Annotated in this window: 16 protein-coding genes and 1 riboswitch; of the genes, 14 read left to right on the plus strand and 2 right to left on the minus strand. The window is 38.0% G+C overall.

Going from position 1 to position 16,582, the window contains the following annotated elements; genetic code table 11:
• Positions 1 to 808 (plus strand): hypothetical protein (locus D6734_09910; protein RMF93497.1); only part of this gene is annotated, 808 nt, incomplete at its 5' end.
• Between the two features lie 24 nt (positions 809 to 832).
• On the opposite strand, the gene D6734_09915 is transcribed toward D6734_09910, so the two are convergent.
• Positions 833 to 1,168 (minus strand): hypothetical protein, encoded by a 336-nt coding sequence (locus D6734_09915; protein ID RMF93498.1) that lies wholly within the window; start codon positions 1,166 to 1,168, stop codon positions 833 to 835.
• A gap of 73 nt (positions 1,169 to 1,241) precedes the next feature.
• On the opposite strand from D6734_09915, the gene D6734_09920 reads away from it, so the two are divergent.
• From D6734_09920 to D6734_09960, 9 genes are all read left to right on the plus strand, one after another.
• Entirely contained in the window at positions 1,242 to 1,433 is a 192-nt protein-coding gene (locus tag D6734_09920) for a hypothetical protein (protein ID RMF93499.1), read from the plus strand.
• Positions 1,434 to 1,442: 9 nt separating this feature from the next.
• Positions 1,443 to 2,045 carry a hypothetical protein gene (locus D6734_09925; protein RMF93500.1) on the plus strand — a complete coding sequence of 201 codons (603 nt, stop codon included), beginning with the start codon at positions 1,443 to 1,445 and terminating at the stop codon, positions 2,043 to 2,045.
• 9 nt (positions 2,046 to 2,054) lie between these two features.
• A complete protein-coding gene (locus D6734_09930; GenBank protein ID RMF93501.1) occupies positions 2,055 to 4,151 on the plus strand; it encodes a hypothetical protein in 2,097 nt (698 codons plus the stop codon).
• Positions 4,145 to 4,657, plus strand: coding sequence for a hypothetical protein (locus tag D6734_09935; GenBank protein RMF93502.1), 513 nt, complete (start codon positions 4,145 to 4,147; stop codon positions 4,655 to 4,657). The genes D6734_09930 and D6734_09935 overlap by 7 nt, the downstream gene beginning before the upstream one ends.
• Before the next feature lie 18 nt (positions 4,658 to 4,675).
• The gene (locus tag D6734_09940; protein RMF93503.1) at positions 4,676 to 6,097 is read left to right on the plus strand and encodes an FAD-binding oxidoreductase; all 1,422 of its coding nucleotides are present in this window, start codon (positions 4,676 to 4,678) and stop codon (positions 6,095 to 6,097) included.
• A 10-nt stretch (positions 6,098 to 6,107) separates the two neighbouring features.
• Positions 6,108 to 7,307, plus strand: coding sequence for a (Fe-S)-binding protein (locus D6734_09945; protein RMF93504.1), 1,200 nt, complete (start codon positions 6,108 to 6,110; stop codon positions 7,305 to 7,307).
• Positions 7,308 to 7,312: 5 nt separating this feature from the next.
• Positions 7,313 to 8,806, plus strand: a complete 1,494-nt coding sequence (locus D6734_09950) for an FAD-binding oxidoreductase (protein ID RMF93505.1) — start codon at positions 7,313 to 7,315, stop codon at positions 8,804 to 8,806.
• A gap of 24 nt (positions 8,807 to 8,830) precedes the next feature.
• Positions 8,831 to 9,595, plus strand: coding sequence for a hypothetical protein (locus tag D6734_09955; GenBank protein RMF93506.1), 765 nt, complete (start codon positions 8,831 to 8,833; stop codon positions 9,593 to 9,595).
• Between the two features lie 77 nt (positions 9,596 to 9,672).
• Positions 9,673 to 10,971, plus strand: coding sequence for an MFS transporter (locus tag D6734_09960; protein ID RMF93507.1), 1,299 nt, complete (start codon positions 9,673 to 9,675; stop codon positions 10,969 to 10,971).
• A 3-nt stretch (positions 10,972 to 10,974) separates the two neighbouring features.
• Here D6734_09960 and D6734_09965 read toward each other — a convergent pair whose 3' ends face one another.
• Positions 10,975 to 12,159, minus strand: a complete 1,185-nt coding sequence (locus D6734_09965) for an FprA family A-type flavoprotein (GenBank protein RMF93508.1) — start codon at positions 12,157 to 12,159, stop codon at positions 10,975 to 10,977.
• A 183-nt stretch (positions 12,160 to 12,342) separates the two neighbouring features.
• Positions 12,343 to 12,465: riboswitch (molybdenum cofactor riboswitch) on the plus strand.
• A gap of 130 nt (positions 12,466 to 12,595) precedes the next feature.
• Here D6734_09965 and D6734_09970 point away from each other — a divergent pair.
• From D6734_09970 to D6734_09985, 4 genes are all read left to right on the plus strand, one after another.
• Positions 12,596 to 14,083, plus strand: coding sequence for a hypothetical protein (locus D6734_09970; protein RMF93509.1), 1,488 nt, complete (start codon positions 12,596 to 12,598; stop codon positions 14,081 to 14,083).
• A 31-nt stretch (positions 14,084 to 14,114) separates the two neighbouring features.
• Positions 14,115 to 14,945 (plus strand): extracellular solute-binding protein, encoded by an 831-nt coding sequence (locus D6734_09975; protein ID RMF93510.1) that lies wholly within the window; start codon positions 14,115 to 14,117, stop codon positions 14,943 to 14,945.
• 26 nt (positions 14,946 to 14,971) lie between these two features.
• Positions 14,972 to 15,670 carry an ABC transporter permease subunit gene (locus D6734_09980; GenBank protein ID RMF93511.1) on the plus strand — a complete coding sequence of 233 codons (699 nt, stop codon included), beginning with the start codon at positions 14,972 to 14,974 and terminating at the stop codon, positions 15,668 to 15,670.
• On the plus strand, positions 15,663 to 16,582 hold a 920-nt coding region (locus D6734_09985; protein ID RMF93512.1), incomplete at its 3' end, for an ATP-binding cassette domain-containing protein. The genes D6734_09980 and D6734_09985, both read left to right, overlap by 8 nt.

The following is a 16,582-nucleotide window of genomic DNA, read 5'->3' on the forward strand; positions in this document are numbered from 1 at the left end:
CTATTTTACACAACTTAAAATCGATACTATGAAAGAAGACATAACTACAGCAGAAAAACTCTTCATAACACCTTCATCAAAGATTGTTAAAGTGATGTCTCTAAACCAAAAGGCATTAATTGCTGATATACTGTGGCTAAAGATAATTCAATATGTCGGAGAAAGGAAACAAACGGAGAAGGGATGGGATTGGCTTTACAACAATACAAACCTTCTTACTGACCTTGATCCAAATTTTTATCTTGCCTATCAATTTTCAGGACTGATTTTGACAGTTTTTGCAAATAGAATAGACCAAAGCATTACTATTTTAAAAAAAGGAGCCAAATACAACCCTGATAACTGGTTTATTTATTTTCTTCTTGGTTATAACTATTTTAATGAAATCAGAGATTACAAAAAGGCAGCTTTTTATATACGCCAAGCTTCTCTTGTTAAAGGTTCGCCAGCTTTTCTAAAACTTTTTGCAACTCGACTTTACAGTAGCGCAGGTAATCCGGAAGACGGAATAATTTTTACTGAAAGCTTACTCAGAAAGACTGAAAATGAAGAAATGAAAAAGCGACTGAATGAAAGATTAAAACTCCTATATATAGAACGGGATTTAAAGCTCTTAAATGAAAAAGTCAAAGACTACATAAAGAAATTCAAAACTACTCCAACATCTCTTCAAGATCTTGTAAAGGCAAATTTATTAACTTCTATTCCAAAAGACCCTTTTGGCAAAGAGTATTATCTTGATATTACTACAGGTACGGTAAAATCAGCCTCAACAACCGAACGGTTAAAGGTTTTCCATCGCCATTGAATCAAATAGCGGTTTAGTTAATCCTCAACTTATCTTTTTGGACGGCATCAAAAATCTTTTAGGGATAAGAGCTTTGAGAAAAATGAAGAACATCTCTCTGAACATTATTTCTCCCCAAGTGGAATAAACAAAAGGTCCGGTAAGTATATAGATAAGTTTGCTTAATTTAACTTTTCTCTTTTTAATTAAATAATCAAAGAATGAACGAAGAAATGGGAATTTATTATATGCAGGAGTCAAATTTCTGATCGTTTCAGCAAAAGGCTTATCTTCAAGACTTATAATCGATGAACCATGTGTTGTCCCGAGTCCCTCATTGATTCTTTCCATTGTTTCCTCATCAATAAAACCATTTTTCAAGCCATACTCACACGCCTCTGTTTCAGGATATGGGAAGAAGATTGAAGCTCTGATTCTATGTTATTTTCTTTTCTTGATCTCTGTCTTTTTTACATTTTCTTTACATTCTTTCTATATATTGGAAAATCTATATTTTTTCGTAATAATTATTACCAAACTTTTGTTTGACAAAAGAGGAAAATTCGGACAAAAGATAAGAAATGTTCAAAAAGATTATTCCTGCCGGAAAGTGCAGTGCAAGGGTGGAATTAATATTATAAAGTAAGGGGAAAAATTGAGTTATCCGGAAGAAGAATTTGAAAAAAGATTAAAAAGATTCAAAGCGAAAGCAAGGACAAAACTGCCTCATCAAGTTGAATTTGAGACAGCTCTTCGTGTTAATCGCTTAGCCAAAAAAACAGAAGGTGATTTATCGATACCTGTTGAAAATTTAGCTAAAATAAAAGAAGATAGGGCAAAAGAAAAATTGCCTGCAGACCTCTTCAATATTCACATTATTTATGATGAATCAACAGACAGCATAAAAATAGAAGGACCTGCCGGGTCGCCTTTAATTTCTCACGATACTTGTATAATAGAACTTACAAAAAACCTTGTAAGTTTTTCTCAATCAGAATCCTGTGGTGAATGTACCTTTTGTAGAATTGGGACAAAAAGAATGCTTGAGATACTTGAAAGAATATGCTCAGGAAAGGGGAATCCGGAAGACTTGGAATTATTGAAAGACCTTGCAGAAAAAGTAAAATCAACAAGTCTTTGTGAAGTTGCGAAAAACGCATCAAACCCAGTCATTATAACAATTGAACATTGTCAAGAGGATTATATTGAACATATTTATGCTCATAATTGCAGAGCGGGCAAATGTTCATTCAAATGAAACAAAAAAATGAAAAAGATTAGAATAACTATCAACGGCAAAACTATTGAAGCAGAAAAGGGACAAACTATCTTATCAATAGCAAAATCGGAAGGGATTTTCATACCTACATTCTGCCATGTCGAAGATTTAAAACCAGAATCATTCTGTTTCATTTGTGTCGTTGATATAGAAGGTGAAGAAGACCTGTTGCCCGCATGTTCGACTGAAGCCGAGGATGGAATGGTCATAAGCACTACAAGCAATAGAGTTTTAGAGGCACGGCGCACATGTGTTGAACTTCTTCTCTCTGACCATATGGGCGACTGCCTTGGTCCTTGTATGATTGCATGTCCTGCGGGAATAGACATCCCCGGATTCATCAAATATTTGGCAATAGATGAAACAAAGAAAGCTCTTGAACTAATCAAAAGAAATATGCCCTTTCCTTCTGCCTTGGGACGCGTATGCCATAAACCCTGTGAAGATGCCTGTAGGCGGCAGCTCATTGAAGAGGAAATTTCAATATGCCATCTCAAACGGTATGCCGCAGACACAGTTTCCGAATCAGGAGACGAATACATACCGAAATGTGCACCATCAACAGGTAAAAAAATTGCAATTATAGGCGCAGGACCAACTGGACTTTCAGCCGCCTACTATCTGCAAATTCTTGGACATAACTGCACACTTTTTGAGGCAAACAAAAAGCCCGGTGGAATGTTTCAATATGGTATTCCGGCATATCGTCTCCCAAGAAAAGCAGTGGACAGAGAAATAGCCATCATCAAAAAACTTGGCGCAAAAATTAACTGCAATACAAAAGTCGGTATAGACATCGATATAGATGATTTGCGCAGTGAATATGACGCTATACTCATAGCAACGGGAGCTAATATATCGGCTAAATTGGGTGTTGAAGGAGAAGATGCCAAGGGTGTCGTTAGCGCCCTTGATTTCTTGAAGAAAGAAAGCTCCGGCAAGGGGAAAGGAAATCTCGAAGGGAAAAAAGTCGTAGTGATAGGCGGCGGTGATGTAGCTATGGATGCGGCAAGAGTGTCAGTAAGAAAGGGCGCGAAAGAAGTTCAGATTTATTGCCTTGAAAAAAGAGATGAAATGCCGGCGAGCAAAAAAGAAATTTCAGAATCAGAAGAAGAAGGAATAGTTATCCATAATGCATTGGGAGTTAAATCAATCAAAACTGATAATGGTAAAGTCAGAGGAATTGTATTCAAAAGATGTTTGTCTGTTTTTGATGAAAATGGAAAATTCAATCCGAAATATGATGAAAATGATACCTCATCGATTGATTGTGACTTTATAATTACCGCAGTAGGACAAAAGGTAGAATTGATATCAAAGCCAAAAATAGCTAAAACGCCGCAGGAAACATATTTAATCAACGAAAATACCTATCAAACTTCAATAAGCAAAATATTTGCTGCAGGTGATTGTGTTAGCGGACCGGGTCTTGCAGTTGATGCAGTAGCCAATGGAAGACATGCGGCAGTTGCAATAGACCAATATTTGCTTGGTTATGAACTCGTTGGAGAAAAAGCACCTTATAGCGGCTCTTATGGAAACCTCGATGAAATTCCCTCTGCTATGATTGAAGGAGAAGAAAGGGAACCACAAATCCCAATCAAAACTCTTGATGTCAAATCAAGAATAAAAAACTTTAATGAAATTGAAAAAAATTACACGGCTGAAGAGGCAAGAAAAGAAGCGCTAAGATGTCTTGAATGCGGATGCAGAGAATCCCGGGAATGCAAACTTAGAAGCTATGCAATCGAGTTTGAGGCAGATGAAGAGCGTTTCAAAGGTGAAAAAAGAGAATATGAGCTTGACGAATCACATCCTGATTTAATCTTCGAAGCGCACAAATGCATTCAATGCAGAACCTGTGTCAGAACTACAGAAAAAATTCTTGGAGAATCAGCAATGCGTATCGTAGGACGCGGATTTACGGCAAGAATAAAGCCAGCTGAAGGCGGAAAACTTGAACTACTAAAAGGGAAAGAACTTCATATAATTGCTGATAATTGTCCTGTCGGTGCTTTGAGGTTGAGAGAAAAACCTGTTCAATCTTTGGAACCTGAATTTAAACGTGAAGATGAAAGATGTTGACAGAATTTTTCAAAAGATATGAAAGTTATTTGAATAAAGATGAAGAATTGAAAAGGCGTCTGAAGGGCTTTAAAACATTTGCAGGACCACCTGATGGACATTACAGGAGAGCAAGAAAAGAAGGAGAAAAAGCCGTTGCACGTGCTGTAAGATGTTATCCTTTCGGGGGAAAAAGCTCTATCGGGAAAAATAGTGAAGTAATAGGCATCAATGTAAAAGAGAGTGGAGAAAATTTCTTAATAGCGCTTTCTAATGGCAAATTTTCAATTAAAAAAGGAAACTGGGAAAAGCCCTATCTCGTGATTAGTTTGCCTCTTGAAAAACTAAAAAAAGCAATTCTTGGAAGATATAGATGGATTTGGCTGATAGGCCTTGACGATGTAGAAGTCTCATACAGTGAAGAGCTTCCCCACTCCGATTGGGTAACCATATTTGAAATTCTTGTGGCAATGCAAGAAGTTCCTGAATTTGAAAATAAATGGATAGATGAAATAGAAAAACTTTAAAAAATTTAAAAGGAATAAATGGAGATAGTAATAAGACAGCTTGCTTCTATAGTTGGAGAGGATTATGTTATTACAGACTCTGAATCATTAAAAGAATACTCTGACGGAAATATAACCTTCATTCCTCCAAGGACACCTCTTGTTGCCGTAAGACCGTGCAATAATGAAGAAATTAGGGAAATACTAAAAGTCGCCGCACTCAACAAAATCCCTGTTACGCCATCAAGCTCAACAAGGGCAGGACATGGCGGCTCGATTCCTTCTGTGCCCGGAATTACTATTGACCTGCGGCGTATGAATAAAATTGAATTAATTGACCCTTCCTGCAGAAATGCAATAATAGAACCGGGAGTAACCTTCTTACAGCTTCAGGAAAGTGCAAAAAAACATAATTTGAGAGTATTGACACCCGTGGAAATAACAGGAGATTCCTCTGTCCTTTCAACATACCTTGATATGGTGCCACTCTATTCATGGCCAAGATACGGCACAGAATCAGTATTGACTATGGAAGCAATGATACCCAATGGAGAAATTATAAGGACGGGAATCGCTGCTATCCCTCTTATTGACAAACCATACTTCCCTTTTGGCACAAATCCGTCTTATCTGAATAAAATATGGTTTGGTTCACAGGGAACATTTGGAATAGCAACAAAGGGGGTTATAAAACTCAAAACTCTTCATAAAAATATCAAAGTTCTTTATATTCCTTTCAAAACTTTCGAAGAATCATTTCCTGTAATAAAAGAATTAAAGAGATTTGGCTATGCCATTGAATTTTTTATGGCAAATCCTGCTTATCTTGCGGGGCTCATTGCAGAAAATGAGAAGGAACTTTCAGAAATATCGGAAAAACTTCCACCTGTTACAGCAGTACTTATTTTGCGCGGCGAAGAAGAAGAGATTGAATACCAATATTTAGACATTCTGGATTTAACAAAACAATTCAATATTGAATGCCTCGAAGAAATAGATGGTATTAATAATGTCTCATCAAGAATCTTAGAAGAAATAGAAAATCCAAAGGGATATGAAAGGCGAAAAAGCTTCAGAGGAGGATATGCTGTAATTCCCTTTATATGTATGCTGCCGCAGATTCCCTTATTTAAAAGAATTTTAGGTCAAATGAGCCAAGCATTCAAATACAATCCTGCGCAAATTGGAGAACTTTTTATTCCAGTAGAGCCGGCACGCGGTCATTTTCAATATAGTTTCATTTATAACCCTGAAAATCCACAGGAGTTGATGATAACAAAGAAATTTTTTGAAATGTTCAGTAATGCTTTAATCAAGATGGGGGCTTTCTTTTCAAGGCCTTATGGCAATTGGGCAGAGCTTGTTTATGCAAAAGCAGGTGCATATAAAGCAATGTTGAAAAACATAAAAGAAGCAATCGATCCAGATAACATTATGAATCCAGGCAAGCTAAATTTGTAGGTAATGAAAAATGGTTGATGAATATTGTTATCCATTTACAAGAAGAAAGTTAAGCGATTATTATGAAATGCTTTGGCGCTGCGCCAAATGTGGATACTGCAGAAATGTCTTTCCTTCAGACACAGAAGATGAGCGTTTTGGAAGGCAATGCCCACCGGGAGAAAGATTCAGATTCGAGGCTTACTATACATCAGGCAGAAATGAAATAACGCGAAGAATCATTGAAGGGAAACAAGAGCTAACCCCACGGCTTCGCCATATCTTATATACCTGCACGACCTGCAATGCATGCGAAGAATGGTGTGAAGTGACACAGGGACTAAATCCGCTTAAAATCATAAATGCATTGAGAAGATATTTTGTTGAGCATGGAGGTGAACTTCTCCCGGGACATCAAAAAATACTAAAAAGTATCAGACGGAATCATAATCGCTTAAACAGAAACAATAGAGACAGGAAAGGATGGCTTGAAAACAATCTGATAAATCAACCTCAAAAAGCTGATGTTTTATATTTTGTCGGCTGCAGGTCATCTTTCAGAAGGACTGAAATCGCTACAAACGCCTATGATTTACTCACAAAGAAATTAGGCATAAAAGTTGGATTTCTCGATGAAGAGCGATGCTGTGGCAGGCCATTGCTTGAAATCGGTGCAGAAAAAGATGCCCTCAACTTAATGAAACATAACCTCCAAGAAATAAATAAAAGCGGAGTTAAGAAAATAATTTTCACCTGTGCTGAATGTTTCTCTCTTTTCAACGATATCGAAAAATACGGTTTTGAAAAAGATTTTGAAACCATACATATAAGCCAATACCTTGCTGATATAATTAAAGAAAAAGGGCTATCTTTTATCAATCTTTCCAAAAAAATCACTTATCATGACCCTTGTTATCTTGGCAGACATCAAGGAGTCTTCGATGAACCAAGAAATGTAATCACAGCCGTCCCCGAAACAGAGCTTATTGAAATGCCACGAAACAGGAAAAATGCATGGTGTTGCGGCGCTGGAGGCGTTGTAAAAGAAGCATATCTTGACTATTCGCATTGGATTGCTGAAGAAAGATTTCAGGAAGTTAACAAAACAGGGGCACAGATGTTGATTACTGCCTGCCCCGGTTGTAAAGAAAGTTTATGGGGGAAAGCAGTTGCTTACGGAGTAGAAATCCTCGATTTTGCAGAATTCATAAATAGACAATTGAAGGAATAGACAATATGGAAGATAAAAGAATAGACAATAATCGAATCCTTTCAGAGCTTGCCAATATTGTAGGAAGTGAATGGGTGTCAAATGAACCGGAAATAGTTTATGCTTATTCAAGAGATGTAAATATGTACCCCGAAAACCTGTCATCAGTGTTAAGGCCTCCCCATTATGTCGTTTTACCTTCAACTTCAGAAGAAGTGCAAAAAATTGTTGCTGTGGCAAGAACTCATAAACTTCCTATCATTGTCCAAACAACAGGACTCAACATTGCAGGCGTTTGCGTGCCTTCAAGAGGCGGTATCTTAATGGATATGAAGAGAATGGATAAGGTCATCGAAATCGATGAAGTTAATTGCACTGCAACAATACAGCCATATGTAACAATTGCCCGCCTCTCCTGTGAACTTCAAAAGAGAAAAATGTTTCTTCCTGTCCCCGGCAACCCTTCAACGGCAAGTGTTATTTCAAACATACTCGTAGGATTGGGCTTAAAGGTAACCAATCGAGTTGGACGGCAGGAGCAGGGAATCGTTGGATTCAAGATGATTCTTCCTGATGGAAGTATTTTCAAGATAGGCTCCGGTGCAGACCCTTTCATCCCTAAAGATTTTTGGCCTCATGGGCCGGGTCCTGATTTGCAGCTATTTCCTGTCCATGCAATCGGAACAACTGGAATTGTAACGGAAATGACCATCAAATGCTGGCTTCGTGGCGAAAAATATAAAGAGTTATGGGTTTCCTATGAAGATATTGACAATGCTGCAAAAGCATATGCAGAGCTGGCAAAAATGGAAATATGCAAAGGGATAAATCTTTATGGCGGAAACAAATATACTTCCTATGCAACGGATACTCGCGAAGCTATGGAGCGAATGGTCAGGGCAAATCCAGAATTTCAATTAGTTCTGTCAATGGAAGGAACAAAAAGAAGACTTGAATATGAGGAAAAGGTCGTAAGAAGGATTGCAGAAAAAACAGGAGGAATAATAATTACCGATAAATTCAATCCTTACGAAAGCTTTGTCGAATCCCATGCCGGAATGTCAGGCAGTTTCTATTCTGATTACTCAATGAAATATTGGGGCTCGAGGGGTGCAAATTGGGTAGCAGCCGGATTCCCTTCTCCTGACAAGGTCGCAGAAATGTATAAAGTATACTGTCAGGCAATTATGGATGATCCCGAATATTCTGATTCTGATTTTGGCAATGGCGAGTATTGGCGCTCGATCATTGCTTACCCTTATGAAGGCGGACATTACTATTTCAATGAGCACGGTATAGACAGCCATCCGGGAGATCCCAAGTGGCAAAGAGTCGTAAAGAGAATAGGTGCCGCCCTCCCCCGCTATGGAGCACAGCGAGGATTGCTCATTATGGGATTCAACCGGGCTCCTCGTGAAGGATTACCAAGAGTCACAGGACCTTATTACGATTTGGCAAAAAAGATTAATAACAAACTCGATCCTGAAGGAATAATGCAGCCGGGATTTGTTTTCCCTTAACTTTAAAAGAGAGAGGACAAGAAAATGAGATTTGATCATTTGATTGTAAGATTGACAACCATTACAGGACCTGAATGGCTAATGGCTTATGCTCTCATTGATTTGAATGATGATGTCGATGTCGATGAATTCAGATTTAAAGTGCCCGACCTTCTCGATTACCACCATGAAACAGAAAAATATTTGGGAGGCGTTCCGGGCGACCTTTTCATTGGTTTCTTTGCCCATGGACAAACTCATCTTTTTGACGAAATCAGTAAAATTAAATCATGGAAAGAGGTAAAAGAAGTCAAAGAATGGGCAATTGTAAACTTTCCAACAACGAAAGTGAAGCTTTCGAAACTCGATTGGAAAGTTGTAAAATCGCTTCGCTCAGGAGCCGAAAAAACAGCAGAACAAATTGCTGAAGAGCTTGGGGAAAAACCGGAAATTATTCAGGAAAGACTGGATTACATAAAAAACATTCCTTTAACATTTCACATAGAGCCTCCAAACAACAATAACTGGACCTTCACAGAAATACATATAGATTTCAAGGGCACTACATTCAAGGAAAAGATGGAAGAGCTTTCAAAGATTGGAAAGCCCTTTGGAGCAACAGGAAGCAAAAGTCAAGGCGCCCTTATGGTTGAACCAAAAACGGTTGATGAATTGAAAGAGATGATAAAAAAAGTGTCTGAAATCCCGGGAGTCAAAGTAAGAGATTATGCTTTCTGCGAAGATATGATTTGGAAACAGCCATGGCTCGATAAATTCATCGATGAAAGAATAGCAGAAGCAGAAGATTAATTATCATCTGCCAACCTGCTCAATTTTTTTATAAGAAATCTATTGCATTCAACCAAAAACTTTAAGAAAGGAATTTTATGGCTGAAATTGCAAAGAAAAAGTTTATGGGTGTAGAAATTCCTGAAGGTCTTACAAAAGCAAATTTTTATGCCCTCTTTATAGGCACGACACTTGGTGGGCTGGTAACAAATTCAATAAACGGTATCCAACACAGCTATCTCAAAGACTACCTGAAAGTAAGTCAGGAATTATTCGGCACAGTAAGCGGCACACTGATGACCTTAGGAGAAATTGCCGCAATTATTTTTCTCTTCTTCTTTGGTGTAGTAGCAGACAAGATAGGAAGAAAAAGTGTTATAACAATTGGCTACATTGGAGCGACTATAGCATATCTTCTCTTCTTCCACAGCAAGGACATAGCTGAAATGTTGGGAATAAATCCTCTCCCATTGGCTTATGCAGGAAGATTTCTGATTGTTGCAACTGTTGCCGGTGTATGGGGAACATATATCATAGTAACAGCAGATTATACAGACGAAGCGAATCGAGCCAAGGGAATGGGACTAAATGGAATATTCACAGGATTTGGAATGCTTCTTGCTATGGGAGTTTTTGCTTCCCTTCCAAATAAAATAGGCACACGCAATACCTTTTATCTTACGGCAGCAGTCTCTATTGCTTCACTGATTTATGCACGCATCGCTCTTGTTGACAGATTCAAGCCAAAAGAGAAAGAAAAGGGTCAGATAAAAAAGATTATTGAAACTCTTAAAAGTTCACCTCCCCTTGTAATGTGCTATGCAGCGCGATTTTTTGTTATGGCGGCAGTAATTACTGTTGGAACATTCATATTTGTCTGGGCTGTCAATGCCGCACCTAATTTGGGAGTAACACCTGAAGCGGCACAAGGAAAAGTTGGTATGTTTATCGGTATTTCAGGACTCGTAGCATTCGTAGGATTTCCCATATTTGCGATTATGTGCGACAAGCTTGGCAGGTATGTGACCCTTTCTATATCATTAGGGCTTGGAGGTTTAGCTCTCATAAGCTTCGGTTTAATCGACAATCCGATTTCATGGCCCATCTTAATCTGTATGCTTGTTTTCTTCTTCAGCCAAGCAGGAATGCTTTTATCATCGCAAACTCTTGCTTCAGATATTGCACCAAAAAGAGTAATGGGTACAGTGCTTGGAGGACTGAATACAACAGGGCAAATCGGCGCAGCTGTGTTTTTCTCTGTCGATGGCATAACAATGGATAAAATCAGCCCTCAATCACCTTTTATAATAATGGGGGTATGCTGTATCCTTATGATTATATGGGTTATGATAACAGGCACAAAGGTTAAAAAGGGTCAATATAAAATTGACACATAATTTTTATCCTTGCCTGATTCTGCATGCTAAAACTTTTCCCAGCTCCTCCAATTTTGCATAATCACCGTTTAGCGGTGGTCCATTAACTTCATGGCTTCCTACTACTTCAACCTTAGCAAGCTCGAGCATCTTTGTTACCTCTTTAACTGAACAACCTCCCCATCCGTATGAGCCAACAACAGCCGCATATTTGAGTGGAGGTCTGAAAGCTCTTACAAGACTTGCGGCATAGAGAGCAAGTGGATGAATCCCTGCCATAACTGTAGGCGAGCCAATTACAATAGCTCTTGAATCCACCAAATCCTTTGCAACATCTCCTGCATCAGTTGCTGTAAGATTATATAAGCTAACTTCAATTCCTTCTGACATCAGCTTTTCAGCAACTGCTTTTGCCATCTTCTCTGTCGAGCCCCACATACTCACATAAGCCACAATTGCCTTCTCATCAGTTTCACCTGCAGTCCATTTTTTATATACTGATATTATCTTCTCAGGATTTTTATAAACGGGTCCGTGACTTGGCGCAATCATCGATATTTCAACATTTTCCAACTTATCCATAGCCTTTTTACCTAATGCTCTGAAAGGCATCATTATTTCGCCATAATATTTTTGAGCTCCAGTTATAATATCTTTTATATCCGTATCGTAAACACCTTTTGCAAAGTGGCTTCCAAAAAAATCACAGGGGAACAAAATTTTATCTTCAATTAAATAGGTAAACATCGTCTCAGGCCAATGCAGCCAAGGTGCATCTATAAACTTCAAAGTTTTCCCGCCAAGCTCAATAGTATCTCCTTCCTTCACTTTGACAATTCTTTCAGAAGGAACCTTATACATTACTTCCGCCATCTTTGCCCCTTTTTCGGATGTAACGAGTCTGGTATGCGCACTCAATTCCATAATATATGGGATAGCGCCTGCATGGTCGGGCTCGGCATGATTCATAACGAGATAATCAATCTCACCTTCACCAAGAAGCTGTTTAAGTTTATCTCCTAACTCATCTTGAAAGCAGGGTTTCACTGTTTCAATTAAAGCAGTCTTTTCACTTCCCTTGATTAAATAAGAATTATAACTTGTGCCGTAAGGCGTAGGAATCAAGGCATCAAAAAGTTTTAGGTCCCAATCTCTTGAACCAACTGCAAAGACATTTTCAGAAATCTCTGGAATAGAATAGTTTTTCATCTTCACTCACCTCTTTTAAAGTTACTTTTCTCCTACTATCTATTTCACCAACGACAAAAAAGTCAAGACAAAATTCTTTTTATTCAGGACTATTTTAGTCCTATATTAAGATTTGTCAACCTCATCCTTCATAAAAATAAAAAAAATTTGACATTATTATGACAATTCTATATAAAGCCTCAAACTAAATAAAAACTCCGAATTTTGCTGCCTAATGTGCAGATGCACAATGGAGCAAAATCGTTAGGGTTATGCTGGAAACGGCATAGCCTCCCGTATTTGGAAAGGAGAAAAAGCAATGTTTTTACTTAATTGAAAAACCGGCGGCTTAAAAAAAAGGAGTTGCCGGTTTTTTTTATCATTTCCGGCAAACCTATCCACAGCAATTAAACACAGGATTTTCCTATTTCGAACTTATTATTTAAGGAGGGATTTTATGAAAAGATATTTTTTGCTTCTTTTTTGCACAGTATTATTTTTTGTCTCATCACCCTGCCTATCATCAGCAGGACAACAAAAGGAAATTGAAGCATTGAAGAAACAGATGGAAGCTCTAAAAAAAGAGTATGAGACAAAATTTCAAATTCTTCTCGAAAAAATTGAACAGTTAAAAGCACAACAAGAAGCTAAAGAAAAGCAAAACAATGAAAGAATCAGAAAAGAAGTTGAAAAAGTAAAAGCAGTTGCCGCAGAAAAAGACGAAGAAAGAAAAAAAGAAATCATAGAGCTAAAATCTGCCCTTGAAGAACAGAAAAAAAGGTCTATTCTCGCAGGATTTGACGGTAAACATTTTACTCTTGGAAGTGAAGACGGAAATTTTAAGTTGAACATTGGCGGTTATATGCAGACTGATTACCGCTACTATGAAGGCGGGGAAGATGAAAACAATAAAAATACATTCGATATAAGAAGAGCACGCTTAACTGCAAGCGGCAATATGTTTAAAAATATAAAATACAAACTGCAGACGGATTTTTCAGACGAAGACGATGAGCTTCGTGATGCCTATGTCGATATAGATTATACGCCGTTAGCCATAGTACGTGCAGGACAATTCAAGGTGCCATTTGGATATGAACAGACAACATCTTCAACAACATTCGATTTCATAGAGCGTTCAGTTGCCGGTAATTTCATAGCATCAACTTCAAGAGATATTGGTGTAATGCTTTTTGGTTCATTGTTTGAGAACAGAATGAAATATTATCTCGGTGCATTCAACGGCACAGGCGAAAATTCAACGGACGATAACGATTCCTTAACCTTTATTGGAAGACTTCTTTTTTCACCATTCACAAATGATAAAGATTCTCTATTGAAAGGGCTAACCTTTGGAGGTTCTTTTTCAGGAGGAGACAGAGAAGCACATAGTTCAAGAGCGATTACCCTTGCGGCAAGAAACAAGATTTCCAACACAGTTACGGTAAACGGACAGCGCACGAGAGCAGCAGCAGAAGCAAGATATTTCAAAGGGCCTTTTTCCCTAAAAGGCGAATATTATTACCAGAGAGAAGAAAGAAACGATATTAGTGGAAGGGATTTTGAAGACCTAATAACACAAGGATTTTACGGCATTGCAACCTATGTTCTTACAGGTGAAGAAAAGATAGACGGAAAAAATATTGTCCCAACACATAATTTCAATCCAAAAACAGGAGACTGGGGAGCTTTTGAATTAGCAGCAAGATACTCCTATTTTGATTTGGATAAGGCAAATGGAAGCGACCCTGTAATTGAAAACGAAAATGTTTCAGCAAATACGATTCAGGGATTCACTTTTGGACTGAATTGGTATTTCAACAAATACCTGAAATTAATGGCTGATTATTCCTTCTATGATTTTGACCAACAGGAAAATCTTTCCCATCCATCAATAGGAGATTCTACAAATCAGTTTACTGCTCGTTTACAGGTTAAATTCTAAAGAAAGATAAATATCAATGAGGAGGAGATAAATGAAAGCAACATCAGGATTTAAAATGATTTTATTAGTTTTGTCACTTGTTATTTCTCTATCAATGTTTGTTTCAGTTAAGGCAAACGCTGAAACCCATCTTAAAATGAGTACTACAACGAGTACAGAAAATTCAGGGCTGCTCTCTGTCCTGATACCCCCCTTCGAAAAAAAATATGGCGTTAAAGTTGACATTATCGCCGTCGGGACAGGAGCAGCACTCAAACTTGGCAAAAATGGTGATGTAGATGTTGTTTTTGTTCATTCCCGCCCAGATGAAGATAGATTTGTAAAAGAAGGATATGGTGTTTATCGCCAAGATGTTATGCATAATGACTTCGTTATTTTAGGTCCAGAAAAAGACCCTGCTAAAATCAAAGGTTCATCATCGGCAATAGAAGCATTCAAAAAAATTGCGGGGACATCATCTTCTTTTGTCTCCAGAGGAGACAACTCCGGCACGCATAAGAAAGAAATGGCTATATGGAAATCTGCCGGCATTCAACCATCAGGTAAATGGTATATCGAGGCAGGACAAGGAATGGGCGCTGTACTTAAAATTGCAGATGAAAAACGAGCTTACACCCTTTCAGATAGAGGCACATATCTTGCATATTCAGATAAGATAGATTTAAAAATCCTCTATGAAGGGGATAAGATATTGTATAATCCTTACGGAATCATTGCAGTAAATCCAAAAAAATATCCTTATGTCAAATTTGAACTTGCCAAAAAGCTGATTGATTATATTACAGGACCTGAAGGGCAAGAAATTATCAAGAATTATAAAATCAAGGGACAGCAACTATTCTTTCCTGATGCAATAAAATAAAGTTATGAGAAAATAGATTTATAAATATGGAATATTTGGCAAAGGCATTGTATTCGGCTTTAAGGCTAATTTTTGGCTTTGACAGTGAAACATATCTTATTGTGTGGACATCCCTCAAAGTATCATTGTCAGCCACTTTCTTTTCGTCCGTCATTGGAATCCCAATTGGACTTTTTGTTTCATTAAAAGATTTCAAAGGGAAAAAGCTCATTCAACTTATCTTAAATACGCTTATGGCCCTTCCCACAGTAGTTGTAGGGCTTTTTTTCTATGCTTTTTTGAGTAGGCAGGGAATTTTAGGAAGCCTCGGTTTGCTATATACTCCATATGGAATCATAATCGGCGAAACATTCCTTGCACTTCCTATCATTGCAAACTACACTGTTTCATCAGTCTCAGGAGCAGACAAAAGATTGCTTGTTACCTGTAAAGCGCTTGGCGCAACTACCTCTCAACAGGCAGTAATAATTTTAATGGAAGCAAAATTTGGTATAATTGCAGCCGTTGTTGCAGGATTTGGCAGAGTAATAGCGGAAGTTGGCGTAGCAATGATGCTTGGGGGTAACATAAGAGGCTTCACACGGACAATGACAACTGCCATTGCCCTTCAAACAAGCAAGGGCGAATTCGAACTTGGTCTTGCTCTTGGAATTATGCTTTTAGCAACAGCATTTGCTATTAATATTATGTTATTCTTTTTTCAGAAAAATAGTAAAAATGAATGATGCCTATATTCTAAAAAATGTTACCAGCAAATATGGCGACAAGGTTGTCCTCAATATCCCGGAGCTTAAAATTGAGGACGGGAAAATTACAGCAATCGTTGGACCAAATGGCTCAGGTAAAACAACATTACTGAATTTGCTGACCTTTCTTGAAATGCCCTCTTCTGGTGAAATTATCTTCAAAGGGGAAAAGGTTGAAGAAAAAAATATTGTCTCCCTGAGGCGTAGAATCGGTTTTCTGCCCCAGAACCCATATTTATTTCACAATACAGTCTTTTCTAATGTTGAAGCCGGATTAAAAATAAGGAAGATACCTTCATCAGAACGGAAAATGCTTGTAAAGAATGCCTTGAAAAAAGTTGGGCTATTAGGATATGAAAAAAGGCCTGCCTATAAAATTTCTGGAGGTGAAGGACAGAGAGTGGCTCTTGCACGAACAATTTGCACAAATCCTGAAGTGCTGATTCTTGATGAACCATCAACATATATGGATAAAAAAAATATCATTAGAACAGAAGAAATAATTTATGAATTCAGTAGAGAAAAAGGGAAAACCGTTGTCTTTACCTCCCAGGACTTGCATCGCGCACAATCAATAGCAGATAAGGTGTTGACGCTTTTTCGCGGGGAATTGACTACCGCATCACTTGCCAATCTCTTTCACGGCAAAATCACAAATGATGGAAAGATTTTCGATACAGGACGAATAAAAATCGAAATCACCTCTGCCAATGGAGATGAAACCCACATAAGCATAGACCCTTCCAATATTGTCATTTCATCTGAATCGCTCATCTCAAGTATGCGAAACTCTTTCAAGGGAAAAATCACTGCAATAATCGAGGAAAACGGTAAAGTGAGAATCGAGGTTGAAGCAGGCGAGAAATTCCATGCCTATATTACAAAAAAATC

The sequence above is a fragment of the Candidatus Schekmanbacteria bacterium genome (assembly GCA_003695725.1).
GTDB lineage: Bacteria > Schekmanbacteria > GWA2-38-11 > GWA2-38-11 > J061 > J061.